We start from the raw sequence: 25,634 nt of genomic DNA, 5'->3' as shown, positions 1-25,634 counted from the left end.
GGCCGGCGCCGCGCTGCTGGCCGCCGGGGCAGGCGCTGGCGGCGGGGCCACGCTGACAGCCGGCGGTGCCGGCGCCACCGCCACCACGGGCGCGACGGCTTGCGGCACGGGCGCGACCTTGGGCACCTCGATCACCGGGAGTTCGGGCATGGGCGGCATGCTCGGGGGCGGCAGGTCGGGCATCTTTGGGGCGGGTGGCGGGGGCTCGGGAGGCTTTGGCGGGGTCTTGAGCTCAACGATGCTCACATCCGTGATGCGGGGCTTCTCTGGGGGCGGCACGCGGGTGCGCCACATCAGCACCGCCGCCAGCAGGATGAGATGGACGATCACCGCAATGGTCAGCGCATAGCCGTTGACCCCCCGCCGCCATTGCTGCTGCTGTCCGGTTTCGGTGGTGGGCTTGCCGGCCTCGGGTGGAATCGGGTTCATGGTCTTCTACTTCAGCAACTTAAAACGGGTTCATGGGCATAGATGGGAGCCTGCCACCGCCAGCGCCAGGCGGCACGGCGGCGGGGCGGGGCGCCGTTCATGCACCGCCCCTGGCCAACACCTGGCCAAGGAAGGCCTCATGCGAGGGGAGCCGGGCAACCGACTCGGCGATGGCGTGGCGGCGCTGCTGCAGGGCCTGTCGCGCCTCGTCGGGCGGCATTTCCTGCAGAACCGGGTCGGTGCGTTCGGGCCAGTGCTGCATGCCGGCATGGATGGCCAGCCAGCTGTGCTCGTCAAAGCCCTCGTCGCCCTGCAGGTGCAGCAGGCCCAGGCGGCGCCAGGCGTCGATCTTGAAGGCCAGCGTTTCGGGCAGCTCCATCGTCGCCATGTCGCGCCACAGCGCGCTGTCGCGGCGCGCCGTGAGGCAGTAGTGAAGGATGATGAAGTCGCGGATGCGGCTGAACTCGCGCACGGCCCGCGCGTTGTAGTCGGCCACCACGCCCTCGCTGATCGGCTGACCGGACGTTAACAAGCCCATCAGGTGGCCCAGGCCACTCTGGATCAGGAAGATGCTGGTTGATTCCAGCGGCTCCAGGAAGCCCGAAGACAGGCCGAGCGCCACGACGTTGTGGACCCAGAAGCGCTCGCGGTGGCCGGTGGTGAAGCGCAGCAGCCGCGGTTCGGCCAGGGGCTTGCCGTCCAGCTGCTGCAGCAGCTGATCGCGGGCGCGGTCGGCGTCGATATGGCGGCTGCTGAAGACATGACCATGCCCGGTGCGGCTTTGCAGCGGGATGCGCCAGGCCCAGCCGCCTTCCAGCGCGGTCGCGCGGGTGTAGGGCGTCAGCGCCGTGCCGGTGCGCTCGCAGGGGCACGCCCAGGCGCTGTCCACCGGCAGCCAGCGGCTGAAGTCGACGAAGGGTTCTTCCAGCGTTTTGCCCAACAGCAGCGAGCCGAAGCCGGAGCAGTCGATGAAGAGGTCGCCTTCGATCTCGCGGCCATCGGCCAGCCTGAGGCTGTGAACGCCACCGTCGGCGCGCCGCGTGACGCCGACGATGCGTCCGTCGGTGCGGCGCGCGCCACGGCCGAAGGCCAGGCGGCGCAGGAAACCGGCATAGAGGGTGGCATCGAAGTGATAGGCGTACTTGTAGGGTGCGCGGCCCTCGTCGTCGGGCGGCACGAAGCGGCCCTGCATGGCCATGACGGTGGGCAGGCATTGCTCGCCAAGCCCGCCGAGCGCCGGGTCGGCCAGGCGCCGGTACTGGCCCCACAGCGCGTGCGGCCCCTGCATCTCGCCGAAGTCGCCGAAGGTGTGGAAGTAGCGTTCGCCCGGCACCCGCCAGTCGCGGAACTCGATCCCCAGCTTGTAGGTGCCGTGCGTGGCGCGCAGGAATTCGGCCTCGTCGATGCCGACCAGCCGGTTGTAGTTGCGGATGGACGGGAAGGTCGCCTCGCCGACGCCGATGATGCCGATCTCCTCGGACTCCACCACCTCCACCGTGCAGCGCCCCTTCAGGCCGGTAGCGATGGCGGCGGCGGTCATCCAGCCTGCGGTGCCCCCGCCCACGATGACGATGCGATTGAAGGTCTGGGTCATGAGGGGCTCTTTGGGTTCAGCTTGCCGGTTCCAGATGGGCGGTGGGATCGCAGATGGCGCGGCTCAGAAGGCGTCGAGGGTCAGGCTGCCCAGGTCCAGGCCGTCGCCGCGGGCGCGCAGCGTGGCGCGGCCCGGGCCGCCGGTGGATTGCAGGATCACCTGCGCTTGGCCGTTGAACACGCTGCGCTGCCATGGCCCGGCGGCGGTGGACGTGCGCAGCGTCGCCCAGCGACGGCCGCCCTGGGCGTCGTCGAAGAGCTTGCGCGTGCCACCGGCTGGCGTGGCGAAGACCAGGCTGAGCGTGTTGCTATCGTTCAACTGCGCCGGGTCGAGGTCGATCACGCCCATGCCTTCCTCGGGCCGCGGCGTTACCGGGCGGCCATTCAGGTAGACCTGCACACCGGGTGCGATGTCGCCCACGAACAGCGCCGCGCGCCCGGCCGTCGCAGGCGGGCGCGCAAAGCTGGCATGCACCACGTTCCAGGCGCTGTCGGCCGGTTGCGCGTCGGCGGGCACCCAGGCGAAGGGGTCACGCCCCTTGGCCTCGCCGGCACCGGCCAGCAATGCCGCGGCGTCTTCCGAACGTGCCACGCCTTGCAGGCGCCAGTGGCCGAGCGCGGCGTAGCGATGGAACTCGGCCGGCTTGTCGGCCTCGTGAGAACCCGGGTCGCCGTTGCCCATGCCGATCAACCGCGCGGGGCCTGAAACCTCGAAGCTGAGGCGCTGGTTGGCGGTGGGAACGACGCGGCCTTCACGGTCAACGACGCTGACACGCACCACCGCCACGTCGTCGCCATCGGCGCGGATGCGTGCGCGGTCCGCCGTCAGCCGCACGGCGCTGCCGTCGCCGGTGGTGGCCACGGTCTCGGTCACGACCAGCTTGCCGGCTTGGTAGCCGCGCGCCGTCAGGCTGCCCGGCGCATAGGGCACGCTCCATTGCAGGTGGGCGTAGCGCGCCAGCGGCTTGCGGCCGAGCGAGCTGCCATTCAGCAGCAGTTCCACTTCGTCGGTGTTGGCGTAGACGCGCACATCGACGGGCTGGCCTTCGCGGCCGGGCCAGTTCCAGTGGGGCAGCACATGCACCATCGGCTCAGACGTCCAGGCAGCTTTCAGGTAGTAGCCGCTGTCCTTCAACGCACCGGTCGTGTCCATCATGCCGAACTGCGAGGAGACGGCGGGCCAGCCGTAGGGCGTGGTCTCGCCGCGGTAGTCGAAACCGGTCCAGACGAACATGCCGGCCATGAAGGGGCGCTCGGCGTTGAAGCGCCAGGCCTCCTCGATGGACGCCGTCGACGCGCCGCCGGAACGCTTGTCGTAGGCGGCGACGTGCACCCGCGCCGGGTCGTCGGCGTAGATGCCGCGCGTGGCGTAGGTCAGGCCTTCCTCGGTGACGACGGACGCACGCTCGGGGAAGCGCTTGTGCATCGCGTCGATGTCGTGCTGCGCCTTGTAGTTGAAGCCCAGCACCTCGGAGCCCGCCGCCGTGCCTTCGGGCCCACCCGAGCTGGAGGCAGCCAGCGTGGTGGGGCGTGTCGGGTCCATGCGCTTGACGATGGTCTGCATCTCGCGCGCCAGGCGGGTGCCGATCTCGCTGTTTTCGATCGCCCATTCCTCGTTGCCCACGGACCACAGGATGACGGACGGGTGGTTGCGGTCGCGCCGCACCATGCGCTCCATCTCGTCGCGGATCTGCGGGGCCGTGCCCATCATGCGGTGCTCGTCGATGACGAGGATGCCGAGGCGGTCGCAGGCGTCCAGCAGTTCGGGCGTGGCCGGGTGGTGCGCCGAGCGGATGGCGTTTACACCCATGTCCTTGAGCATCTTCAGCCGCGCGTCATGCATGGCATCCGGCAGCGCGATGCCGATGCCGGCATGGTCCTGGTGGTTGTTGGTGCCGTGCAGCTTGACGTGCTGGCCGTTCAGGAAGAAGCCCTGGTTCGCGTCGAAGCGGAGGGTGCGGATGCCGAACGGCGTGTCGTATTTGTCGACCACCTGGCCGCCGCGCTTGACCTGCGTCGTCAGCGTGTAGCGCTGCGGCGTCTGCAGCGACCACAGCTTCGGTGCGGTCACGCGCAGCGTGGCGCTGGCCTCGGCGGTGGCGTCCGCCGCCACGCGCCGGGTGGGCACGCTGCCCCGCGCGACGACGTGCCCCTCGGGGTCGCGCAGCTCGTGTTCCAGGCTGAACGACTCGGCGGCCTTGCCGTCGTTGCGCACCGTCACGTCGACGGCCACGTCGGCGCGGTTGCCGTTCACCGTGGCGCGCACGAAAGTGCCCCAGTGGTCCACATGCAGTGGCTCGGTCTGGGTCAGCCAGACGTGGCGGTAGATGCCGGCACCTTCGTACCACCAGCCTTCCTGCGTGCTGGCGTCCACGCGCACGGCGACGACGTTGCGGCCGCCATAGTGCAGGTAGTTGCTGATGTCGACGCGAAAGCTCGAGTAGCCGCTGGCCTCGTGGCGCAGGTAGTGGCCGTTGACCCAGACCACGCTGTCGCGGAAGACGCCGTCGAACTCCAGCGCGATGCGCTTGCCCTTCGCGGACGCAGGAACAGCGAGTTCGCGCCGGTACCAGCCGACGCTGTTCTCCGGAAAAGCCCTGCCGATGGCCTTGGAGCCGTGCGTCGTGCTGCCGCGTGCGTCGAAGGGCAGTTCCACCGCCCAGTCGTGCGGCAGGTCGACGCGGCGCCACGGCCGGTCGTCGAACTCGGCCGATGCGGGGCCGTCGCCAAAGCCGGCCTTGGCGAAGAAGAAGGCCCGCGTGCTGTGGTCGAAGTCTTGCGCCGGGTCATGCGCGTGGCCGAGCGCGAAGCGCCAGCCGTCGTCGATGCGGGTGCGCTGGCGCGGGTTGTCACTGGCTGCAGCGGGCCCTGCGCACAGCGCCAGCGCAAGCAGCCAGGTGGAAAAACGGGAGAGTTTGCTCATGGCAGCTTGGCAGCGTTGACGATGAGTTCAATGACGGCGTCCTTGCGCGCGCCGGTCTTGCGGTCGAACAGGCCGCCGGTGTCCCAGTAGACGGGCACCATGCCGTGGCGCACGGCCGAGCCGGTGATGTACTCGTTCCAGTACATGCGGTAGCGGTCCATGCCTGGGTAGGCGCGCTTCATGGCGACGGCGTATTCACCCAGCACCACCGGCACGCCCTTGTCGATGAAGGCGGCCTTCAGTGCCTGGAAGGCGGCATCGACCTGGGGCTCGTTGGCCCAGGTCACGGTGGCGGCAGGGTCGGTGGCGATCTTGCCCCACTGCCAGATCTTGCTCTTGTCGTCGATGGTGAAGGGGAAGGGGTCGTAGTAGTGCACTTCCATCATCAGCCGTGCGGGCACGGTGTCGGCGGGCAGCTTGGCGTTGCATCCCAGTGCATCGATGTGACTCGTGTTGTAGGACTGCACGATGAGGTGGCGCTTGGCGTTATTGCCGCCGGTGGCGCGCACGGTGTTGACGAAGGTCTGGTTGAAGCTGTTCTGCACCGTGCAGTTTTCGGGCGTGGGCCGGCCGTATTCCTTCTCGATGTGCACTTCGTTCGTGCCGGCGAACAGCAGGTGGTCGTCGTAGCCCTCAAAGTTCTTGGCGATCTGGGTCCAGAACTTCGTCAACCTGGCATTGACCTCGGCCTGCTTGGCGTAGGTGGGGTGGTCCGCCCAGCCGCCGTCCCAATGGGTGTTGAGCAGCACGTACAGCCCGGCCTTGCGGGCGTAGTCCACCACCTGCGTGACGCGGGCCATCCAGGCGGGGCTGATGTTGCCGTTGGCATCGGCGTACTGGTTCCAGGCCACCGGGATGCGCACGGTATTGAAGCCGGCCGCCTTGAAGGCGGTCATCACCACCTGGTTGGCGGGCGGGTTGCCCCAGGCGGTTTCGCTCGGCACGGCCTCGAGCGTGTTGCCCAGGTTCAGGCCGGGCGACATCTCGCGGGAGAGCTGCAGGCTGGTCAGTTCGCGCATGCCGGTGCCGTCGGCGGCGCAAGCCGCAAACGCGCAGGCCAGCCCGAGGGGCAGCAGAAGCGTCGAAAGAAGGGTCTTCATGGGTTTCTCAGTGTCTTCAGCGCAAGGGTTCCAGGGTCACCGCGGCACCGCCGCGATGACCAGGTTCAGCTTCATGCCAGGCCAGCGCCGCGGATCTTCAGCGCCACGGCCGGCGTGCCGGCGAGGCCCTCGGGCAGCTTCACCTCCAGCCCCTTGCGGCTGCGCGTGAAGGCCAGGCTGTCCGTCGAGCCCAGCACCTCGACGCGCTCGATGGCACCGGGCGCCAGCGCCGAGTCCTGCGCCAGTGCCTGGATGCGCAGCAGGCCGCCCTGGGGCCAGCCCAGTGCGATGGCGTAGAGGGCGCCGCCCTTGGTCGTGAAGCGGATGTCCTCGGCGCCGAATTTCGCCTTGCCTTCGCTGAACATGCCGCCGCCCACGCGGGTCGGGCCTTCGCCGAAGCTGCGCCAGGGCCGTGTGCCGTGGATGGCCTCGCCATTGCGGCCCATCCACTCGGCCATCTGCTCGAGGAAGCGGCGCTCGTCGGCATCGATGCTGCCGTCACCGCGCACGGGGATGGACAGCAGCAGGTTGCCGTTCTTGGAGACGATGTCGCACAGGCTGTGGATCACGCTGGCGGCCGACTTGTAGCTGTGGTTGTTGAACACGCCACGGTTGTAGTGCCAGTCGCCGATGCAGGTGTCGGTCTGCCAGGGCAGCGGCTCGATGCCTTCGCGCTGGCCGCGCTCGACGTCCTCGACGACACCGGCACGGCGCTCGGGCGGCAGCACCTTGGCATTGACAACGGCCTCCAGCTTGCCGCCGTGCCAGGCCATGCTGGCGTTGTAGTAGTGCGCCGTGATGTCCAGCCCGGCCTGGCCCAGGGGCAGGCCGGAGTTGTCGAAATAGACGAGGTCGGGCCGGTAGCTGTCGATGAGGTCGCGGCAGCGCAGGAACCACTGGCGGGTGAACGCCGGGTTGTGCGCCGGCGCCTTCTCGTCCCAGACGCGGTCGTTCTGCTCATGCCATTCGTTGGCCGTGCGGATGGTGTTGATGCCGTCGGGCATGACCATGTTGCGGCCGGTGTAGAGGTCTTGCGGGTCCAGGCCTTCCCACCAGGTGCCCTTGCCGTCAGCCTTGGTCAAGCGGTAGGCGTCGTAGCGCTGGCCGGCCAGCGGGCCTTCGGGGTCGTAGCCATAGGCCGTCTGCAGCCAGTGCCAGGCATGGGCCGAATGGTTGCTGACGCCAAAGCGCAGGCCCTTGGCGCGGGCGACCTTGGCCCATTCGCCGACGAGGTCGCGCTTGGGGCCGACGCGCACTGAGTTCCAGCCGTGGTACTTGGAATCGTAGGCGTCGAAGTTGTCGTGATGGTTGGCCAGCGCGACGAAATACTTGGCGCCGGCCTTGGCGTAGAGGTCCATCAGGGCCTCGGGCTCCCAGGCCTCGGCCTTCCAGCGGTTCTGCATCTCCATGAAGCCGACCTTGGTCGGGTGGCCATAGGTGCGCACGTGGTGGTCGTACTGCCAGTTGCCCTGGGTGTACATCTGGCGGGCGTACCAGTCGCCCATCTCGGGCACGCACTGAGCGCTCCAGTGCGCCCAGATGCCGAACTTTGCGTCGCGGAACCAGTCCGGCGTGCGGTAGCCCTCGACGAGGGAGTCCCAGGTGGGCTTGAACGGGGCGGGCGCAGCCTGCGCCGCGGGCAGGCCGGTGGCGCCAGCGGCAGCGGTGGCGGCCTGAAGGAAGGAGCGGCGGGTCGGGAGATGTGCGGACATGGCGGTGTCAGATGTGGAGATGGGCATGGCGCGCCGAAGCACGCCATGCCCGTTTTGCGATGCCGGCCCTGTGGTTGCCGGTGGGGACGTTTACTTTGTAGCGTCGACCAGGGCCATGATCAGCTCAGGCAGGCGCGGCGCACCGGTGTCAGCCATGCCGCTGCCACAGCCCTGGGCGTGAGCCAGCGCGGGCAGCGCTGACCACAGGCACAGGCCCTTCAATAACTTGGACTTCATGGATCAACCTTTCTCTTGCGGAAATGCTCGGCGCGAATGTCTCCGTCGCGCTCGGGCTTTGGGAGGGATCTCAGGGCTCGGGCCCGATGCCGTTGTAGCTGAAGCGGCGCAGGCGCACCTCGCCCTCGCCGGCGGCGAACAGCGCCGGCCGCAGGCTTGCAAGGCTGCCGGCGGCGGTCTGGTGCAGGGCTGAAACCTCAGTGAGCCACGGGTTGCAGGTCCAGGGACCGTCGCCGATCGCGTGCTCGAAGGTCACGAGGTGGCGGCGGTTCGTCACGCGCAGGCGGTGATGCTGCCCTTGCACGGCCTGCCGCATCCAGCCGTGGCGCTGGCCATAGCTGTAGGTGTGCATCTGGCCGTCGCCGATGCCCACGCCGACGAAGCCGCGCGCGTCATGGAAGAGAGCCAGCCCACCCTGGGCCGCACCTTCAAGCTCGAATTCGATCTCGGCGGTGTAGCTGCGATCGCCCGCGAGGCAGGTCAGCGGTGAGCAGTCGGACAACCCCATGCCCTTGCCCCGCAGCGTCAGACCGGTGCCGTCATAGCGGGCGCGCTGCAGGTCCTCGGGCGTTGCGTCCTGGAAGGTCCACTGCAGGCCGAGGCGGTCATGCGTGAAGTCGTCGCTGAGCGAGAGACCCGCTGCCAGCACCGATCCACCGCGCGGCTTGCGCTGGGCCCGGTCGAGCGGGTCGCCATTGCTGCGCGGCCAGCCGTCACGCGTCCATTCGATCGGCGCCAGCAGCACCTGCCGCCCGAGGGTACGGTAGCCGCTTTCGTGGCCGTGGCACAGCATCCACCAGTCGCCAGCCTGGCCTTCCACCAGGCTGGCAGGGCCGCTGGTGCGCCACGGCCCGTCCGCTGCGCTATCGATCAGGCTGAACGGGCTGTCCTGCCAGGGCCCGGCGATGGAAGGCGCTCGCGCCACCTTGACCACATGGCCGTCAAGCGCGTTGGCGCCCTGGGCCTGGACGCGGTAGAAGAAGTCGCCCCGGCGCAGCAGCTTGGCGCCGGCGGTCGCGGCCGGTGCGGCGCTGCGGGCCGTCTGGGCATGGACAAGCCCGCCGACGGTGGCCAGCCCGTCGTCCGTGAGGCCGACGCGCCGGTCGCCGTTGACGAAGAGATGGCGCCTGCCGTCCTCGCCCACGACATGGGCTGGGTCCAGGCGCCCCTGCAGCCCCAGGTCGACGGGATCGCTCCAGGGCCCGCGGATGTTGTCGGCGTGCATGACGTGGATGCCGACCCCCTGAGGCCGTAGCAAGGGGAGGTAGAGGAAGTAGCGGCCGTTGTGCCGGACAAGGTCCGTCGGCGAGCCCGTGCCGAGCGGCTGGTTCAGCGCCGCGGCTATGGGCACCCAGTTCACCAGGTCGCGTGAATGCCAGATCACGGCACCCGGACAGGACTGCCGTGACGAGAAAGTCATGTAGTAGTCGGGGCCGTCCTTCAGGATGGCGGGGTTGGGGTGGTCGCCGGCCACGACGGGGTTGCGAAAGCTTCCGTCGCCCAGGTCCGCCAGCCGCTGGCCGTTGATGCCGCGGCCCCAGGACTGGGTAGGGCGGGTCGTGCCTGCGCTGCCGAGGGCTGCCACCACGGCTGGATGCCGCGGAACCAGGGGCAGCGTGGCCGGCGTGTTCATGCCTTGGACACGAAATGGTCGTGCGCCCACGCGCGGCACGGCAGGCCGCCCGGCATCCGGGTCGGCTCGGCAGCGGTGGCCGCCAGCGTCATGGCGTCGACCTCAGCAGCTTCTGCAGCGTCGGCGCCATGGACCGCTGCCAGATGTCGTAGCCCTTGGCGTTGGGATGCAGCAGGTCGGGCATGACGTCCTTGCCAAGCGTGCCGTCGGTATTGAGCAGCGCGGCATTGATGTCCAGGAAATGGACGCTGCGGCCGTCGGCCAGGCCTTCGAGGAGCTTGTTGACGCGCTGGTTGATGCCGCGCAGGAAGTCGTCGGGTTTGTCGCCGCGCGGGAAGATGGCCAGCAGCAGCAGCTGGGTCCTGGGCAGGCGCTGACGCAGTTCGTCGAGCAGGCGCTTGACGCCGGCGGCCGTTCGCTCCGGCGCCTCCGCGCGGTGGCCGGTGTTGTTGGTGCCGATCATCAGCACGGCCACCTTGGGCGCGATGCCGTCGACCTCGCCGTGCTGCAGCCGCCACAGCGCGTTCTCGGTGCGGTCGCCGCCGAAGCCCAGGGCCAGTGCGTGCAGGGGCGCGTAGTGGCGCTGCCAGACCTCGCTGCCGTCCTTCTCCCAACCCTGGGTGATGGAGTCGCCGATGAAGACGACTTCGGGCGGCGTGCCGGCGGCGATCAGCCGGGCCTTCTCCTGCAGCTTTTGCTCGTGGCGCGGCTGCCACCAATCGACGGCCCAGGACTCGTTGAGCATGGCCGGCGTGACGGACTCGGTGCGGTAGTCGGGGCAGGCCAGCCCGGCCTTGGCCGTGCGCGTGATGCGCACGTTGGCGACGCTGACGCGGCCCGTGCCGGTCGCGTCGATGGCGAACGGCAGCCTGACCTTGGAGAAGTCGGCGCCTTCGCGCGTGAAGCAGCTCATGGCCAGGGCGACGTGCTGCCAGCCCTTGCCGGCCCAGCTGCGCGCCGGCTCGATGAGGTTGACGCCGCGCTCGCAGCCGTCGCCGCAACTGAGCTTGGCACGCACACCGCCCTTGGCGAGTTCGGCCACATCGAGGTCGAACTCCAGCGTGCCGCCCAGGTAGGGACGCAAGTCCACCGGCTCGCGGCTTTCGATGCGCAGCGTGGCCTGCCAGAGATCCTTCCAGTCCAGCAGCACGGCCTCGCGTTTGCCGCCGGTCGTGAGTGCGCTGGCGGCCAGCGTGCTGGCTCGTGCGTAGTCGGCGGTCGGCGCCGGGACGACGACGCCGTCGCCTGTCAGCTCGACCTGGTTCTCCCAGTGGCCGACGACGGTGCGCCAGGCGGCCGATGGCGCCGGCAGGAGGGTGATGTCGGGCGCTGCCTGCGCCAGGGCGCCCAGGGCCGCCGTGGTGAGCAGCGCGCCGAGGAATGACGTGCGAACGCCGCTCACTTGTAGCGCCCCATCTTGACCTTCAGCACGCGCGGGTTCGCGACGAAGTTCAGGCCCCAGTCGACCTGGTCGCCGTTCCAGCGGCGCTCCGTCACCCACTTGCCGCTGGCGTCGAAGTGGCCTTCCTCGGCGTATTCGATCAGCGCGCGGCTGCTGCCTTCGATGTCGTCGATGCGCACGCGTGCCTGCTGGCCCACCAGCAGGAACTCGTCGTCGCCGATCTGCGCGATGGACACGCCACCGACGAGCTTGGCGGCATGCGGCGGTGCCTCCTTCTGGTTGCCCGGCCACTCACGCTCGCCGAACTGCCATTGACCGAAGGTGACGTGGGCCTTCCAGCCCTTCATCGTGACGAACTGGTCGGCATGGTCGTCGGGCTCGGACACGCCGTGCGTGTGGCCCTCGAAGGCCCATTGCGCCCACTGGCGCTGCATCGGCCGGAAGGCGGCGAAGATCTTGGCGAAAGGCTCCAGCGTGGCCTTGTCGTTGGTCTTGGCGCCGAGCGGGTAGTTGGCGTAATCGAAGTAGTCGATGCCGAAGGGCGAGACGCCGATGGAGCCGCTGCCCAGGATCTGATAGAGGTAGCGGGCATAGAGCTCGGCATTGCCGATCTCGGGCACGAACAAGGCGTTGTCGGGACGCTTGAACTTGGCCAGATTGGCGCTGAGCTTGGCCGACTCGGGGTTGTAGATATCGGGGCCGACGATGTCGATGGCGGGCGCGGCGGCCTTGTAGATGTCGATGACATCGTAGGTCGGGCCGCCGCTGGCGAAGTTCTTGTTCCAGGGCTTGGGCGGCTGCTCTAGCGGGTCACGCAGCGCGTTGTTGACATACATCGGCAGGTCGTAGACGGCGCGGCCGGCCTTGGCGATCTCGCCGATGTAGCGGGCCTTGGCCCAGGCGTGGAAGTACTCGTCGGCGTAGTCGCCATAGACGGCGCGCCAGTTGCCCTTGGCCGCGCCCGGCACCGGCGCCTTCTTGCGCGCCAGCACGGCGGCTGGCACGTCGGCTTCGAAAGCGGCCTGTGCCGTCTTGCCGAAGTCGCGCACCAGGCCGAAGGTGCCGACCTCGTTTTCCACCTGCACCATCAGCACGGTGCGCTCGTTCTCGTCGATCTTCTTCAGGTGGGCCATCAGCGCCGTGAAGGCTCGTCTGTCGGCCTTGAGCGTTTCTTCGCCGAGGGGCGAGAGGCAGTAGCTGTTCTTGCCGTCCGGCTCGACCATGCGCGGGAAGCGCTGGTTGTCGAACTTGACCCAGGCGGGCGTGTACTGCGGGCTGGTGTTCTTCCAGGTGCCGAACCACAGCAGCACCACGCGCACCTTGTTCTCGCGCGCCTGCTTGACGAGGGTGTCGACGAAGGAGAAGTCGAAGCGCCCTTCGACGGGTTCGATCTGCTCCCAGGCCACCGGCACCTCCACGGTGTTGGCGTGGATGTCGGCAATGGCGGGCCAGACCTTCTTCAGCGCCTCTGGGTAGTTGCTGGAGTTGTGGACCTGGGCGCCCAGGATGGTGAATGGCGCGCCGTCAACGATCAGCGCGTGACGGCCGTCGCGCTGGGCGAGGCGGGGCATGTCGGCCGCGAGGGTGGCCGTGGCGGCGAGGGGCAGGGCAACCGCCAGCGCCACTTGGGCGAGACGGCGCGAAAGAAGAATCGGCATGGCGGCGGGAACGGGCCCGGCCAGCGCTTGTACGCCGGCCGACGGGAGATCAATAAGTGCAGCGAAGCTGGAGCGTGCCGCGGCGGCTTGGCAGCTCGCTCTTTCAGGTTGATGGCCTGTTGCGTTCGGTCAAACCACTTTGGTATTGCCACTTTGCCACTGAGACTTTTTGGTAAGACCGGTGAATACCCGAATTGATCCCGCGCAGCAGGGATATTCATTGGGGTTTTCGTGACGTGGCTGTAAATTTCGCAATTTGGGGCGTTAGCATGTGGTCAGTCCAATTGCCACATCCAGGGAAACATGGCTCAACACCCTCGCGGTAGCGACACGCGCCGCCAGTACCAGTTGGTCGCGGACCGCATTCGAGCCTTGATCGAGACGGAAGGCCGAGAGGCCGGGTCGCGGCTGCCGGCGGAGCGTGACCTCGCCTTGCAGCTCGGCGTGTCACGGCCGTCGTTGCGCGAGGCACTCATTGCGCTGGAGATCGACGGCCGCGTCGAGATCCGCGGCGGCTCGGGCGTGTATGTCTGTGCCGGCCAGGACCAGGGCGATGTGGCAACGTCGGCCCTGGGAGACAGCCCCGGCGAACTCATGCAGGCGCGGGTCGTGCTCGAAAGCGCGGTCGTCACGCTGGCGGCGGCCCGGGTCACGCCGGCGGGATTGCAGCGTATCGAGGAGGCCTTGCAGGCGATGCGTGAAGACCATGCCTTTGGGCGCAAGCCGGTCGAGGCCGACCGGCGTTTTCACTTGGGCATTGCCGAGATGTGCGGCAATTCGGTGCTTGTCGGCATGGTGGGAACGCTGTTCGATGGCCGCCACAGCCCGATCTCCTCGCGCATGAGCGGTCGCTTCGAGCCAACGCATGCCTGGCACGTGGCGCTGGCGGAGCACCAGGCCATCCTCCATGCGCTGGAGGCGCGCAACCCGCAGGCTGCGGCTGCCGCGATGGGCAGCCACCTGCTGGCGTCGCACGGCCGATGGATCGGCGAACCGTCCGATCCGCCGGTCGGGGCGGCTGTCGCCGACTGAGGCAACGACCAGCCTCGCGCCGGCATGGCGCCTCAAACGGTCAGATCCTTGAGCGATTTCGCCAGGGTTTTCCTTGCGAAGCCGAATCTTTCGCGCGGCGCGCGATAGCATTTGGTCAGTCCAATTTTTTGATTCAAGTGAGCCATGGCCAGTCAACCTCGCGGCGGCGGCGACGCCCGCCGCCAATATCAGCTGGTCGCGGACCGGATTCGAGCGTTGATCGAGACCGAAGGCATCGCCGACGGATCACGCCTGCCGGCGGAGCGTGAGCTGGCGCTGCAGCTGGGTGTGTCTCGGCCATCGTTGCGCGAGGCGCTGATCGCGCTGGAGATTGACGGCCGCGTCGAGATCCGCGGCGGCTCGGGCGTGTACCTCTGCGCCGCCACCGAGCGCGGCAATGTGGCGACACCCGCGTTGGGCGAGAGCCCCGCCGAGCTCATGCAGGCGCGCGTCGTGCTCGAAAGTGCGGTCATCACGCTGGCCGCGGCCCGGGTCACCAAGGCCGGGCTGAGGCGCATCGAGGACGCGTTGGAAGCGATGCGCGAAGATCACGCCCATGACCGCAAGCCTGTCGAGGCGGACCGGCGCTTTCACCTCAGCATTGCCGAGATGTGCGGCAATTCGGTGCTTGTCGGCATGGTGGGAACGCTGTTCGACGGCCGCCACAGCCCGATCTCCTCGCGCATGAGCGGGCGTGTCGAGTCAACCCACACCTGGCAGGCGGCGATGGCTGAGCACGAAGCAGTCCTGCACGCGCTGGAGGCGCGCAACCCACAGGCCGCAGCGGCGGCCATGTGCAGCCATCTGCTGGCCTCGCACGGTCGCTGGATCGGCGAACCGTCCGAATCGGCTGTGCGGCGCGCCATCGCCGTCTAGCGCGGCGCTGGCGCCACGCGCCTCACATGACGGCGCCCAGCTGCCAGGGCACGAACTCGTTGTCACCCAGGCCATGCTGCTCGCTCAGCGTGAGACGGCCCGACGCCGTCTCCACGATCAGCCGGAACAGCGCCTCGCCCGCCTCGGCCACCGTTTGCGAGCCCTCGACGATGCCGCCGGCATTGAAGTCCATGTCCAGGGGCATGCGCTCGAACAGGCGGCTGTTGGTGGCGAGCTTCAGCGAAGGCGTGGGCTTGCAGCCATAGGTCGAGCCACGCCCCGTTGTGAAGCAGATCAGGTTGGCGCCACCGGCCACCTGGCCCGTGGCTGACACGGGGTCGTAGCCCGGCGTGTCCATGAACACCAGGCCGTGCGCCTGAACGGGCTGCGCGTACTCGACCACGTCGTTGAGCGTACTGCTGCCGCCCTTGGCCACGGCGCCGAGCGACTTCTCGAGGATGGTGGTGATGCCGCCCGCCTTGTTGCCGGGCGACGGGTTGTTGTTCAGCTGCGCGCCGTGCAGGGCGGCATACGTCTCCCACCACCGGATGCGGGCCAGCAGCCGCTCGGCCACTTCAGGTGATGCGGCGCGCGCGGTGAGCAGATGTTCGGCGCCGTAGATCTCGGGCGTCTCCGACAGGATGGCCGTGCCGCCGTGGCGCACCAGCAGGTCCACCGCGGCGCCCAGCGCCGGGTTGGCGCTGATGCCGGAATAGCCGTCCGAGCCACCACATTGCAGGCCGATGACGAGATGGGACAGCGCGACCGTGCTGCGTCGCGCCGTGCTGGCCTGCGCGGCCAGTTCGCGGACCAGTTGCTTGCCTTGCTCGACGGCTTCGCGGGTGCCGCCGGCCTGCTGGATCGTCAGCACATGGATGCGTTCACGCGCTGCGGCAGGCAGGCCCTGCACCAGCGGGTCGACCTGATTCACTTCGCAGCCCAGGCCGATCAGCACCACGCCGGCAAAGTTCGGGTGGGTCGCGTAGCCGCGCAGCGTGCGGCGCAGCAGCTCCAGGCCTTCGCCTTCGGCGCTCATGCCGCAGCCGCTGCCGTGCGTGATGGCGACCACGCCGTCCACGCCAGGGAAGGCAGCCAGCGCCTCGCCACTGAAAGCCTGGGCGATGGCCTTGCAGACGGTCGCCGAGCAGTTCACGCTGGAAAGCACGCCGATGTAGTTGCGCGTGCCGACACGGCCGTCATTTCGCACGAATCCCTCGAAACTGGCCGCCTCGCCGGCGGCCAGTGGCGCTGCGGGCGAGCGGCTGGCCGCCTGGGGTGGCGCTTCCTTGGCCATGTCGACGTTGTGGACGTGCACATGGTCGCCGGCCTGGATGGCGGTGCTGGCCACGCCGATGGGCTGGCCGTACTTCAGTACCACCTCACCGGGCGCGATGGCGCGCAATGCGATCTTGTGGCCCGCGTCGATGGCAGCGCGAACACGCAAGGCAGCACCACCCGGCGCGGCGATTTCTTCGTTCTCCGCCAGCGCCACGCGCGCCACGGCGACGTTGTCGCTGGCGTGCAGCAGGATCAGCGGCGGCGCTTCGTCAGTCGACATGGAAGACGCACTCCATGGCTGCCCAGTGCTCGCCAGGCGCGCGGCTTTCCAGCGGACGCTGGCAGGGGCTGCAGAAGGTCCACCAGCGGCGGGTTTCGGCGTCGGCGGCGATGGCCGCCATGTCGGCCTCGTAGTCGCTGCCGTGGTATTCCCAGCAGCCGAACAGCAGGTTCTCCGGCTCGCGCAGGAAGATGCTGTAGTTGCGGATGTTGGAGGCGGCCAGGCGCGCCAGCACCGCGGGCCAGACGGCCGCGTGCAGGCGCTTGTATTCGGCGATACGGTCCGGCTCGATGCCGATCACCATGCCCATGCGTTGCATTGCGTGTTCCTTGTTCATTGCGCGGCCAGCGCGGCGTTCAGCCGGGGCTGCACCAGGCCGGGCACATGCAGCCGTGCTAATTCAACCACTGGACGCAGGCGCCGTGATTTTTTCTGTTCATGGTTCTGCGCGATGTCGGCCAGCCGATGGGCCAGGAAGGGGTTCAACAGCCGTTCGCGCAGGGCAACCAGGTAGTCCCGCGCCTGATCGCCCTGGCCCAGCGCGTCGAACACCGGCAGCACCTCCTGCTGCCAGGCGGCTTCGAGCGGCTCGCGCAGCGCCGGGTCCTGCATGGCCTGCAGCACTGTCATGTCGGCTGCAAGGCGGCCCTTCTGCCATTGCTCAGCGAGCAGTGTGTGGCCAAGATTGAGCAAGAAGAGCTTGAGCCGTTCGAAGCGCGCGAGATCGTCGGTGAGGACGACGTCGGGATGCCGACAAGGCAGCTGCAGCCGCGGCTGCGCCTCGACGGCCCACAGTGCATAGGGCTCGGCCACGGCGCCGACCGGCTCCAGCGCCTCGGACACGATGCGGTCCACCAGCGAATTGGCCCACACCGGCCGGGCCTGCAGCCAGTCGACGAAGGCCGGCGTGCACTGCCATTGGCGGGCCAGCGCCACGACGAGGTCGCGCAGCGCATCGCCGTTGCGCGACACCAGTTCGCAGGGCAGCAGCGTCAGCTCGGCGTCGGGCTGCGCCTGCCAGCGGTCGTGTAGCAGCACGAGCAGCTTGGCGGGGAAGGATGAGGGCGCTGCGGCGTCGTCGGACAGCAGGGCGGCGGCGTCAGCAGCGTCCAGCACCCAGCCACCGTCGCCGGTGTTGGAAACGATCACCTGCACGGGCCCCCGCATGCGCCCGCGCACGGCGGGCCAGTCCGTCGCGGCATGGAAGGCTTCGCGCACGGAGCGGCAGGTTCTGCGCTCTTCCACGGGCTGGCCCTGCGCCAGGCCGCGCACGATGACGTCGAAGCCTCCGGCACGGGCCATGGCCTGGGTGCGCATCGTGCTTGCCGGGTTGCCGGTGCTCTGCACCACCGTGATGCCGCCCAGCGCCTCGCCGCGCTCGGCGGCTTCGCTGACGAAAAGGTCGACATGGGCCTGCAGGAAGCGGCTGGTGCCGAACTGCAGGATGGGCTGGCCTGGGTTCATGGGTGCCGAGCGGTTTCGAATTCAGGCATCGCGGGCCGAGCGCCGGGCCGCTCCCAAGCCGGCCCGCCAGGGCGATGTGCTTGCCGGTCGAACCGGCAAGCATCGCCGCCCCCTCGGGGGACCGGCCAAGGTACTCCTTGGACGAGGGGCTTCATGCTCAGCATTCGACGATGGCTTTGATGACGCCCTCGGCAGGGTCCAGCAGGCGCGGGAAGCCGGCGGGTACGTCGGCCAGCGTCAGCCGGTGCGTGGCTAGCGCCACGTCGGGCACCAGACCCTCGCGCATCGCCTTCATGACGGTCTCGAAGTCTTCCGTCGTGGCGTTGCGGCTGCTGAGCAGCGTCGCCTCGCGCTTGTGGAACTCCGGGTCGGAGAAGCGGATATCGCCCTGCACGATGGACACCAGCACATAGCGCCCGCCATGGGCGATGAAGCGAAAGCCGCGCTCCATGGCGCCTGGGTTACCGGTGGCGTCGAACACCACGTCGAAGAACTCACCCTCGGTGAGCCGCGACAGTTGCTCCTCGTCGCCTTCACCCAGGGCCACGGCCGCAGTGGCGCCGGCATGGCGCAGCGCGAAATCGAGGCGGTCCTGGCGGCTGTCGAGGGCGGTGACGATGGCGCCACGCAGGCGGGCGAACAGCATTGCACCGATGCCGATGGGGCCTGCGCCCACCACCAGCACGCGCTGGCCGGCCGCAACCTCGCCGCGGCGGACCGCGTGTGCGCCGATGGCCAGGAACTCCACCATCGCGGCCTGGTCCAGCGTGATGCCATCGGCCTTGCCGACGAAGCGCTGCGGCACGCTGACATATTCGGCAAAGGCGCCGTCGCGATGCACGCCCAGCACCTGGATGCGAACGCAGCAGTTGGTCTTGCCCTGGCGGCAGGCGATGCAGTGGCCGCAGGACAGGTAGGGCATCACGTAGACCGCGTCGCCCGGCTTCAGGCCGCTGTCGGCGTCGGCGTCCTCCACGATGCCCGAGAGCTCGTGCCCCATGACGCGCGGGTAGCTGAGGTAGGGCTGGTGGCCGGTGAAGATGTGCAGGTCGGTGCCACACACGCCCACGCGCTTCACGCGCAGCAACACCTCCGCGGGGCCGCGCTCGGGGCGAGGGCGTTGGTGAGCGACGAGAACGCCGGGGGATTCGCAGGAAACAGTCAACATGGTTCTAGGTGGTGGAGGCGAGGCGGTAGAGGCGAGCGGCATTGCCCCCGAAAAGCGCCTGCAGGTCGTCAGGTTGGGGAACCGGGTGGAATTGGCGGGCCAACTGGTGGGCGAGCTGCCACCAGTCGGCGTAGTCGGCAGCCAGGCGCAGCACGGGCCAGTCGCTGCCCCACAGCAGGCGGCGTGGGCCGAACAGCGTCCAGAGCGCCTGGGCGTAAGGGTGCAGGGCTGCCGCATCGCGGCGCTCGCCTGCCTCGGTCAGCAGGCCCGAGAGCTTGCAGTGCACCTGGGGGAGGGCGGCCAATGCGGCGATGTCATTGCGCCAGGGCTCGAGCTCGCCGCGCGCGATCAGGGGTTTGGCGGCGTGGTCGATGACGAGGTTCAACCGCGGGTGGCGTGCGGCGAAACGGCACAGCGCCGGCAACTGGCGCGGCAGCACCAGCGCGTCGAACACCAAGCCGTGGCGCTGCATGGCCTCGGCGGCCGGGCTGCAGGCCGGGTCGTCGATCCAGTCGTCTTCGGGCAGGTCCTGCAGCATGGGGCGCAGGCCCTTGAGCAGCGGGTGGCGGGCCAGCGCGGCGATCTGCTCGGCCGCATCAGCGGCCTTGAAGTCCACCCAGCCGACGACCCCGCGCACCCAGGGCGTGCGCTCGGCCAGCGACAGCATCCAGTGCGTGTCCTCGACGCTCGGCAAGGACTGCACGAGCACGGTGGCGTCAATGCCGGCGGCCTGTAGGTGGGGTGCGAGATCCTCGGGGCCGAAGTCGCGGTGGATGGCCTGCAGCGAGGCGGGTGGCCACTGGCCCTCGCGATCGGCCAGGCGCCAGAAGTGCTGATGTGAGTCGACCTTCATCAGTCGTCCTGGAGGCCGCGCTCGGGCAGGGGCGCATTGCCGGCAATGAGGCCACGGCCGCGCAACCGATGCCAGAGCTCGCGTGGGATGGCGCGCTCCAGCCAGGCGGCGTTGGCTGCGACCTGTTCAGGCGAGCGCATGCCCGCCAGCACGCTGACCACGGCCGGATGCGCCAGCGGAAACTGCAGCGCCGCGGCCTGCAGCGGCACGCCGAACTCGGCGCAGGTTCCGTCCAGGGCCTGCGCCTGGCGCATCACCTGCGGCGGCACGCCGCCATAGTTGTACTTGGCCTGTCCGGCCAGCAGCCCCGAATTGAAGGGGCCGCCAATGACGACGCGCACGCCTGCAGTTGCGCATTGGTCCAGGAAGCCCAGGCTGCCCTGTTCCAGCAGCGTGTAGCGGCCGGCGAGCAGCACGCAGTCCAGCGGTGCGGCGGCGATGGCGTCCTGCGCCACTTCCCATTCGTTCACGCCCAGGCCGATGGCCCGCACGACACCCTGGCTGCGCAGTTCCTCCAGCGCCCGGAAACCACCGGTGGTCAGCGCGTGCCAATGAAGATCGTGCTGGTCGCCGTGGGTCAGGCGGCCGATGTCGTGGACGAGCAGCATGTCGATGCGCGCCAGTCCCAGTCGCTGCAGGCTGTCCTCGAAGGAGCGCAGCACGCCGCTGTAGCTGTAGTCATACACCGGGCGGAAGGGCAGGGGATTGGCCCAGCCGTCGCTGCCGGCCGCCACTTTCGGGTCGGAATGCATGAGGCGCCCAACCTTGGTGGACAGCACGAAGCTGTCCCGCGGCTGGCGCGACAGGAACTCGCCGACGCGGCGTTCACTGCGCGTGTAGCCGTAGAAAGGGGCCGTGTCGAAATAGCGCACGCCGGCGCCCCAGGCGGCCTGCAGCGTCGCGATGGCCGTGGCGTCATCCACGGCCTCGTAAAGGCCGGCCAGGGCCGCGGCGCCCAGGCCCAGCGTCGTCAGCTGCAGGCCGGCGCCGGTGAGAGGGCGGCTGGGAAGGTGATTCAAGCGCGGCATTGAAGTTCGTCGCGGGTCCACTTCAGTACAGGACGGCCTTGGCCTCGGGCGACTGCAGGTTGGCCTTGTTGACCCACACGACGCCGGTGTCGCGGAACTTGGGCACGGGCTTCTTCTGCAATACGTCGGAGATGGTCTTGACGCCCAGGTAACCCATCTGGAAGGAGCTCTGCACCGCGATGCCCGTGAGCGTGCCGTCCTGGACGAACTTCTGCAGGTCCTGGTTGCCGTCGAAGCCGATGGCGACCAGCTTGCCCGCGCGGCCGCTCTGCACCAGCGCGCGGCCCATGCCGACGGCGGTGGGCTCGTTGGCGCCGAAGATCGCCTTGAGGTCGCGGTGGGCGGCCAGCACGTCGGTGGTCTGGTTCATCGCGGTGGCCATCTGCGATTGCGAATAGAAGGGCCCGACGATCTCGAGCTTGGAGTTGGCCTTCAGGTAGCTTGTGAAGGCGCCGACGCGCCCGACCTCGGAGCCGGCCCCGGCAACGAAGGACATGACGGCCACCTTGCCGGTGGTGCCGATCTTGTCGATCAGCTGCTTGGCGCAGAGCTCACCGGCGGCGCGGTTGTCCGTCGTCAGAAAGGACTGGTAGTAGGGCTTGCCGGCCTCGGACACGTGCGAGTCGATCAACACGACGGGGATGCGCGCTTCCCAGGCCTTCTTGATGACCGGCACCAGCGCGTCGGGGTCCGACGGGCCGAGCACGATGCCGGCCACCTTGCGGTTGATGGCGTTCTCGACGAGGTTGACCTGGTCGGCGATGGCTGATTCGCTGGCCGGGCCGGAGAAGGTCAGCGTGTGGCCGGCGATCTCCTTGATGGCGGTCTCGGCGCCCTTGTTGACGTTCTGCCAATAGGTCGAGTTCGTGGTCTTGACGATGACGGCGATTTCGCCGGCTTGGGATGCGGTGCCGAGCAGGGCCAGGCAGGCGCTCACGAGCGCGTGAATCAAAGGACGGGGCATGGGATGTCTCCTGAGGAATGGAACCGGTCTTCAGCGCCGGTTGCGGAGTTGGTCGATCCAGACGGTAACGAGGATGACCAGACCGATGATGATCTGTTGTGTGAAGGACGAGACGCCGTTCATGTTCAACCCGTTGCGCAGGATGCCGATGACGAAGGCGCCGATGAGCGTGCCGGAGATGGTGCCGACACCGCCCAGCAGCGAGGTGCCGCCGATGACGGCTGCCGCGATCGCATCCAACTCGTACATCACGCCCTCGTTGGGCTGCGCGGTGACGAGGCGGGACATCAGCACGCAGCCGCACAGGCCCGCCAGCGCGCCCGAGGCGATGTAGGCAAACATAGCGACGCGCCCGACGTTGACACCCGACAGCCGCGCTGCCTCGCCGTTGGAGCCGACAGCGTGCAGATGCCGCCCCAGCGTCGTGCGCCGCAGCAGGATGCCCGCGACGATGGCCAGCACGACCATCAGCAGCACCGGATAGGGGATGCCGGGGAAGACGATATCGGGGAAGCCCTGCTCGTCGATCTTCTCGATGCGCCACAGCGCGCCGTTGCCCAGTTCGCCAAAGGCTTCGCCCAGACCGGAGATGGCCCGCGCGTCGGTGAGCTGCAGCGCAACGCCGCGCGCCACCAGCATCATGCCCAGCGTGGCGATGAAAGGCGGCAGGCGCAGGCGGGTCACACACAGGCCGTTGATGGCACCGCACAGCGCGCCGACGACGACGCCGATGGCCATGGCCGGCGGCACCGGCATGCCGTTCTTGACCAGCATGCCCGCCACCACGCCCGATAGCGCCAGCACCGAGCCCACCGACAGGTCGATGCCGCCGGTCAGGATGACCAGGGTCGCACCGATGCCCAGGTAGACGATGGTGCTCACCTGCAGCGACACCGTCATCGCGTTGCCGACCGAGAAGAAGGCGTTGCTCGTCAGCGAGAACACCAGCACCAGGATGAGCAGGCCCGCCAGCGCGGCAAATTTTTGGATCAGGTCTTTCTGGCGGTCGTTCATGTCGTCGGTTCGAGGGATGCCATGGAGGGCTTGGCCGGCTCGGATGAGCCGACGGAGGCATGGTGCATGATGTCGTGCTGGCTGCACGTGCGGGTGTTCAGCAGCGTGGCGAGCTGGCCCTGGCGGAACACCGCCACGCGGTCGCTCAAGCCCAGGATCTCCGGCAGCTCGGAGCTGATCAGCACGACGCCCACGCCTTCGGCCGCGAGCCGGTCCATCAGCTCGTAGATGGCGTACTTGGCGCCGACGTCGATGCCTCGGGTGGGTTCATCGAACAGGATCACGCGCGCTTCACGGAACAGCCATTTGGCAATCACCACCTTTTGCTGATTGCCGCCCGACAGCAGCCGGGCGATCTGGTCCGACGACGGCGTGCGGATGCCGAGCTGGCTGATGAAGCGCTCGGCCGTGCTGCGCTCGCGCGCCGCGTCGATGAAGCCCAGGCCGCTGGCCAGCGCGCCCAGGTTGGCCAGCGTGATGTTGTGGGCCACGCTCATCTTCACCGCCAGGCCGTGGGCCTTGCGGTCTTCGGAGACGTAGGCGATGCCGGCAGCGATGGCATCGCGCGGCGAGCGGATCTGCAGGCGTTGGCCATCCAGTTCGATCTCACCGCCATCGACAGCATCGGCACCGAAGATGGCCCGTGCGACCTCGGTGCGGCCGGCGCCGACCAGGCCGGCCAAACCGAGGATCTCGCCGCGCCGCAGCTCGAAATCCAGCGGCCCGAAGACGCCCTCACGCCGCAGGCCGCGCACCCGCAGCAGCACGTCGGTGGAAGGTTGGCGCGTGGCCGGCGGGAACTGCTGGTTCAGCTCGCGGCCCACCATCAGGCTGACGATCTCGTCGATCGACGTCTCGGCCCAGTGCCGGGTGGTGATGTAGTGGCCGTCGCGCAGCACGGTGACGCGGTCGACGATGTGGTCCAGTTCGTCGAGCCGGTGCGAGATGTAGACGATGCCCACGCCGGAGCGCTTGAGTTCCTGCACCACCGCCAGCAGGCGGGAAGCGTCCGCCTCGCCGAGTGAGGACGTGGGTTCGTCCATGATCAGCAGCCGCGCATCCATCGACAGGGCCTTGGCGATCTCGACCATTTGCTGCTGCGCGATCGACAGGGCCGAAACCTCGGTATCCGGGTCGATGTCCATGCCCAGCCGCTGCAGGCAGGCGAGCGCGCCTTTGCGCTGCTGAGCCCTGTCCACAAACCAGCCGCGCCGCGGCTCGCGACCCAGCCAGATGTTCTCGGCCACGGTCAGGTGGGGCACCAGGTTCAGCTCCTGGTGAATCATGACGATGCCGAGTTCCTGCGCGTGATGCAGGCCGCCGACGCGGACGGGCTGGCCGTCGATGCGGATCTCGCCTTCGTCGGGTGTGTAGACGCCGCTCAGGATCTTCATCAGCGTCGACTTGCCGGCGCCGTTCTCACCGCAGATCGCGTGGACCTCGCCGCGACGAACGTCCAGCTCGACGCCCGACAACGCGGTGACGCTATCGAAACGCTTGCAGACGCCGCGCATGCTCAGCAACGATGAAGTGGAGGACTCGGCCTGGAGCGAGGTCATCGCGACAAGGTTTCCTTAATAGTCAAAATATTGGTCATGCCACTTTGCCATATGGAAAATTTGGTAAGACCAGTGAATACCCGGGCCGGATTGCCGATCAGCGGTAGCGATTCAACAGCTTCTCCAACGTGCCGTCGACGCGCATGCGATCGATGACGCGGTTCAGAGGCTGAAGGAGGTCGGCCTTGGCCGGTGACAGCGCGCAGCCCAGCCGGTAGGGCTCGACCTCGAGCACTTCGCGCAGGTTTGACGTCGGATGGCTCTTGACGTAGTGCGCCAACGCGGCGCGGTCCGTCACGGCGTAGCGGACTCTGCCCAGGGCCAGACGACGCAGATTCGTCTCTGCGTCGGCGACGTCCTCTCGGGCGATCGGCCGCGCCAGCACCTGATCGATTGCCGGGTAGCGGTAGCCCAGCACGGTGCCAAGTGGTTCGTCGCGCAGATCCTGCAACTGCGACACGGCGGGCGAGTCCGGGCCGGCCGCGATGATGCCCGTGCCCGACAGGAAAAGCTGCGTCCAGAGCACATCGGCCTCCAGCCATTCCGGCTTGGCGTAGCACAGCAGATCGGCGGCACCAGACTCCACGGCCAGGGCCGCGCGTTTGCTCGGGAGCGGCAGGAAAACTGGGCTCAGCCCCAGTTGCCGGGCGAACACCTCGCCCAGGTCCTTGAGCAAACCCGCGACGGGTCGCTGCTCAGCCATCCTGAGCATCGGCATCGACTGGCTGGTCGGCGCCACGATGCGCAAGACCGCCGGTTCAGCGGGACATGGGCACACCCACGCGAGCAAGGTCAAGGTCAGGGCGAGCAGATGCCATCGAGCCCAGGAAGGGCGTGGGCTCTTCTTGTATTCCTGCATCATCGCTTTGGAGTGCTTTGCGTCGACCTGGGTGGCGAAATCAACGCGCTCCGGTGGCTGTCATACCTGCCCCCGCGTGGCTTCCAGCTGCACGCGGATCTCGGCCATGCGCTTCTCGGTCAGCTCGAAGCGCAGCAGCGACACCAGCGCCAGCACCAGGCCGATGACGGGGATGGTGGACAGCAGGATGCGCATCATGAAAATGGCGTGCGGCGTCTGCAGGGCCTCCAGCTTGGCGTCAAAGCCGGTGAACTGCAGGATCCAGCCCGAGGCGCCCGTGCCCAGCGCGATGCCGACCTTGGAGATCCACGACTGGCAGGCCGAGAACGAGCCCTCGCGGCGCTGGCCGGTCTGCATCTCGTCGTAGTCCACCACGTCGCCCAGCGTGGCGTTGTACAGCGTCCAGAACCCTGCACCTGTGAAAGCCACGAAGCCACAGGCCAGCAGCTGCAGATAAGGCCGCGCCGGGTCGTACAGCCACCAGTCGCCGATGAAGGCGCAAATGGCCAGGAACAGCACTGCCGCCAGGCCGACCCGCTTGCCCTGGCGGCGCGCGATCCACGCGAAGAAGG

Annotated in this window: 21 protein-coding genes and 1 pseudogene; 2 read left to right on the top strand and 20 right to left on the bottom strand. The window is 68.5% G+C overall.

Annotation, left to right across the window (positions count from 1 at the left end; genetic code table 11):
• The 9 genes and pseudogenes from ACXJLH_RS28835 to ACXJLH_RS28795 all read right to left on the bottom strand — a co-directional run.
• Window positions 1–429: pseudogene (locus ACXJLH_RS28835) on the bottom strand (hypothetical protein); the annotation flags it as partial.
• Between the two features lie 97 nt (window positions 430–526).
• Window positions 527–2,023: a tryptophan halogenase family protein gene (locus ACXJLH_RS28830; protein ID WP_457447872.1), complete on the bottom strand. Its 1,497-nt coding sequence runs from the start codon at window positions 2,021–2,023 to the stop codon at window positions 527–529.
• Window positions 2,024–2,086: 63 nt separating this feature from the next.
• Entirely contained in the window at window positions 2,087–4,945 is a 2,859-nt protein-coding gene (gene galA, locus ACXJLH_RS28825) for a beta-galactosidase GalA (RefSeq protein WP_457447870.1), read from the bottom strand.
• Window positions 4,942–6,045 (bottom strand): glycoside hydrolase family 5 protein, encoded by a 1,104-nt coding sequence (locus ACXJLH_RS28820; RefSeq protein ID WP_457447868.1) that lies wholly within the window; start codon window positions 6,043–6,045, stop codon window positions 4,942–4,944. The genes galA and ACXJLH_RS28820 overlap by 4 nt, the downstream gene beginning before the upstream one ends.
• 71 nt (window positions 6,046–6,116) lie before the next feature.
• A complete protein-coding gene (locus ACXJLH_RS28815; RefSeq protein ID WP_457447866.1) occupies window positions 6,117–7,757 on the bottom strand; it encodes an alpha-L-fucosidase in 1,641 nt (546 codons plus the stop codon).
• A 90-nt stretch (window positions 7,758–7,847) separates the two neighbouring features.
• A complete protein-coding gene (locus tag ACXJLH_RS28810) occupies window positions 7,848–7,994 on the bottom strand; it encodes a hypothetical protein (protein ID WP_457447864.1) in 147 nt (48 codons plus the stop codon).
• A gap of 70 nt (window positions 7,995–8,064) precedes the next feature.
• The gene (locus tag ACXJLH_RS28805) at window positions 8,065–9,627 is read right to left on the bottom strand and encodes a family 43 glycosylhydrolase (RefSeq protein WP_457447862.1); all 1,563 of its coding nucleotides are present in this window, start codon (window positions 9,625–9,627) and stop codon (window positions 8,065–8,067) included.
• An 88-nt stretch (window positions 9,628–9,715) separates the two neighbouring features.
• Window positions 9,716–11,029 carry a GDSL-type esterase/lipase family protein gene (locus tag ACXJLH_RS28800; RefSeq protein WP_457447860.1) on the bottom strand — a complete coding sequence of 438 codons (1,314 nt, stop codon included), beginning with the start codon at window positions 11,027–11,029 and terminating at the stop codon, window positions 9,716–9,718.
• Window positions 11,026–12,687, bottom strand: a complete 1,662-nt coding sequence (locus ACXJLH_RS28795; RefSeq protein ID WP_457447858.1) for a GH35 family beta-galactosidase — start codon at window positions 12,685–12,687, stop codon at window positions 11,026–11,028. The genes ACXJLH_RS28800 and ACXJLH_RS28795 overlap by 4 nt, the downstream gene beginning before the upstream one ends.
• A gap of 303 nt (window positions 12,688–12,990) precedes the next feature.
• Between ACXJLH_RS28795 and ACXJLH_RS28790 the strand changes: the two genes are divergently transcribed.
• Both ACXJLH_RS28790 and ACXJLH_RS28785 read left to right on the top strand, forming a co-directional pair.
• Entirely contained in the window at window positions 12,991–13,719 is a 729-nt protein-coding gene (locus ACXJLH_RS28790) for a FadR/GntR family transcriptional regulator (protein WP_457447856.1), read from the top strand.
• 144 nt (window positions 13,720–13,863) lie between these two features.
• Window positions 13,864–14,595: a FadR/GntR family transcriptional regulator gene (locus ACXJLH_RS28785; protein WP_056197505.1), complete on the top strand. Its 732-nt coding sequence runs from the start codon at window positions 13,864–13,866 to the stop codon at window positions 14,593–14,595.
• A 22-nt stretch (window positions 14,596–14,617) separates the two neighbouring features.
• Here ACXJLH_RS28785 and ACXJLH_RS28780 read toward each other — a convergent pair whose 3' ends face one another.
• The 11 genes from ACXJLH_RS28780 to ACXJLH_RS28730 form a co-directional block, all read right to left on the bottom strand.
• A complete protein-coding gene (locus tag ACXJLH_RS28780) occupies window positions 14,618–16,153 on the bottom strand; it encodes a UxaA family hydrolase (protein ID WP_457447854.1) in 1,536 nt (511 codons plus the stop codon).
• Entirely contained in the window at window positions 16,143–16,472 is a 330-nt protein-coding gene (locus tag ACXJLH_RS28775; RefSeq protein WP_056197501.1) for an L-rhamnose mutarotase, read from the bottom strand. The genes ACXJLH_RS28780 and ACXJLH_RS28775 overlap by 11 nt, the downstream gene beginning before the upstream one ends.
• Window positions 16,473–16,486: 14 nt before the next feature.
• A complete protein-coding gene (locus ACXJLH_RS28770) occupies window positions 16,487–17,617 on the bottom strand; it encodes a mannitol dehydrogenase family protein (RefSeq protein ID WP_457447852.1) in 1,131 nt (376 codons plus the stop codon).
• A gap of 157 nt (window positions 17,618–17,774) precedes the next feature.
• The gene (locus ACXJLH_RS28765; RefSeq protein WP_457356522.1) at window positions 17,775–18,785 is read right to left on the bottom strand and encodes a zinc-binding alcohol dehydrogenase family protein; all 1,011 of its coding nucleotides are present in this window, start codon (window positions 18,783–18,785) and stop codon (window positions 17,775–17,777) included.
• Window positions 18,786–18,789: 4 nt separating this feature from the next.
• Entirely contained in the window at window positions 18,790–19,638 is an 849-nt protein-coding gene (locus tag ACXJLH_RS28760) for an amidohydrolase family protein (protein ID WP_457447850.1), read from the bottom strand.
• On the bottom strand, window positions 19,638–20,657 hold the full coding sequence (locus ACXJLH_RS28755; RefSeq protein ID WP_457447848.1) for an aldo/keto reductase: 1,020 nt from the start codon (window positions 20,655–20,657) through the stop codon (window positions 19,638–19,640). Before ACXJLH_RS28755 ends, ACXJLH_RS28760 begins: the two co-directional genes overlap by 1 nt.
• 31 nt (window positions 20,658–20,688) lie before the next feature.
• The gene (locus ACXJLH_RS28750; protein WP_056197494.1) at window positions 20,689–21,630 is read right to left on the bottom strand and encodes an ABC transporter substrate-binding protein; all 942 of its coding nucleotides are present in this window, start codon (window positions 21,628–21,630) and stop codon (window positions 20,689–20,691) included.
• Window positions 21,631–21,660: 30 nt separating this feature from the next.
• Window positions 21,661–22,644: an ABC transporter permease gene (locus ACXJLH_RS28745; protein ID WP_056197492.1), complete on the bottom strand. Its 984-nt coding sequence runs from the start codon at window positions 22,642–22,644 to the stop codon at window positions 21,661–21,663.
• A complete protein-coding gene (locus tag ACXJLH_RS28740) occupies window positions 22,641–24,203 on the bottom strand; it encodes a sugar ABC transporter ATP-binding protein (protein ID WP_457447846.1) in 1,563 nt (520 codons plus the stop codon). Before ACXJLH_RS28740 ends, ACXJLH_RS28745 begins: the two co-directional genes overlap by 4 nt.
• 97 nt (window positions 24,204–24,300) lie before the next feature.
• A complete protein-coding gene (locus ACXJLH_RS28735) occupies window positions 24,301–25,065 on the bottom strand; it encodes a substrate-binding periplasmic protein (protein ID WP_082532668.1) in 765 nt (254 codons plus the stop codon).
• A gap of 57 nt (window positions 25,066–25,122) precedes the next feature.
• Window positions 25,123–25,634 (bottom strand): MFS transporter (locus tag ACXJLH_RS28730; RefSeq protein ID WP_457447845.1); only part of this gene is annotated, 512 nt, incomplete at its 5' end.

The sequence above is a fragment of the Roseateles sp. P5_E4 genome (assembly GCF_054049255.1).
Note: the sequence above shows the minus strand (reverse complement) of the source record. Positions and strands in the feature narration are given on the sequence as shown.

Bases quoted from the DNA above. Each gene is read 5' to 3' on its own strand.
- ACXJLH_RS28830 (WP_457447872.1), bottom strand. From the start codon at position 2,023: ATGACCCAGACCTTCAATCGCATCGTCATCGTGGGCGGGGGCACCGCA.
- galA (WP_457447870.1), bottom strand. From the start codon at position 4,945: ATGAGCAAACTCTCCCGTTTTTCCACCTGGCTGCTTGCGCTGGCGCTG.
- ACXJLH_RS28820 (WP_457447868.1), bottom strand. From the start codon at position 6,045: ATGAAGACCCTTCTTTCGACGCTTCTGCTGCCCCTCGGGCTGGCCTGC.
- ACXJLH_RS28815 (WP_457447866.1), bottom strand. From the start codon at position 7,757: ATGTCCGCACATCTCCCGACCCGCCGCTCCTTCCTTCAGGCCGCCACC.
- ACXJLH_RS28810 (WP_457447864.1), bottom strand. From the start codon at position 7,994: ATGAAGTCCAAGTTATTGAAGGGCCTGTGCCTGTGGTCAGCGCTGCCC.
- ACXJLH_RS28805 (WP_457447862.1), bottom strand. From the start codon at position 9,627: ATGAACACGCCGGCCACGCTGCCCCTGGTTCCGCGGCATCCAGCCGTG.
- ACXJLH_RS28795 (WP_457447858.1), bottom strand. From the start codon at position 12,687: ATGCCGATTCTTCTTTCGCGCCGTCTCGCCCAAGTGGCGCTGGCGGTT.
- ACXJLH_RS28790 (WP_457447856.1), top strand. From the start codon at position 12,991: ATGGCTCAACACCCTCGCGGTAGCGACACGCGCCGCCAGTACCAGTTG.
- ACXJLH_RS28785 (WP_056197505.1), top strand. From the start codon at position 13,864: ATGGCCAGTCAACCTCGCGGCGGCGGCGACGCCCGCCGCCAATATCAG.
- ACXJLH_RS28780 (WP_457447854.1), bottom strand. From the start codon at position 16,153: ATGTCGACTGACGAAGCGCCGCCGCTGATCCTGCTGCACGCCAGCGAC.
- ACXJLH_RS28775 (WP_056197501.1), bottom strand. From the start codon at position 16,472: ATGCAACGCATGGGCATGGTGATCGGCATCGAGCCGGACCGTATCGCC.
- ACXJLH_RS28770 (WP_457447852.1), bottom strand. From the start codon at position 17,617: ATGAACCCAGGCCAGCCCATCCTGCAGTTCGGCACCAGCCGCTTCCTG.
- ACXJLH_RS28765 (WP_457356522.1), bottom strand. From the start codon at position 18,785: ATGTTGACTGTTTCCTGCGAATCCCCCGGCGTTCTCGTCGCTCACCAA.
- ACXJLH_RS28760 (WP_457447850.1), bottom strand. From the start codon at position 19,638: ATGAAGGTCGACTCACATCAGCACTTCTGGCGCCTGGCCGATCGCGAG.
- ACXJLH_RS28750 (WP_056197494.1), bottom strand. From the start codon at position 21,630: ATGCCCCGTCCTTTGATTCACGCGCTCGTGAGCGCCTGCCTGGCCCTG.
- ACXJLH_RS28745 (WP_056197492.1), bottom strand. From the start codon at position 22,644: ATGAACGACCGCCAGAAAGACCTGATCCAAAAATTTGCCGCGCTGGCG.
- ACXJLH_RS28740 (WP_457447846.1), bottom strand. From the start codon at position 24,203: ATGACCTCGCTCCAGGCCGAGTCCTCCACTTCATCGTTGCTGAGCATG.
- ACXJLH_RS28735 (WP_082532668.1), bottom strand. From the start codon at position 25,065: ATGATGCAGGAATACAAGAAGAGCCCACGCCCTTCCTGGGCTCGATGG.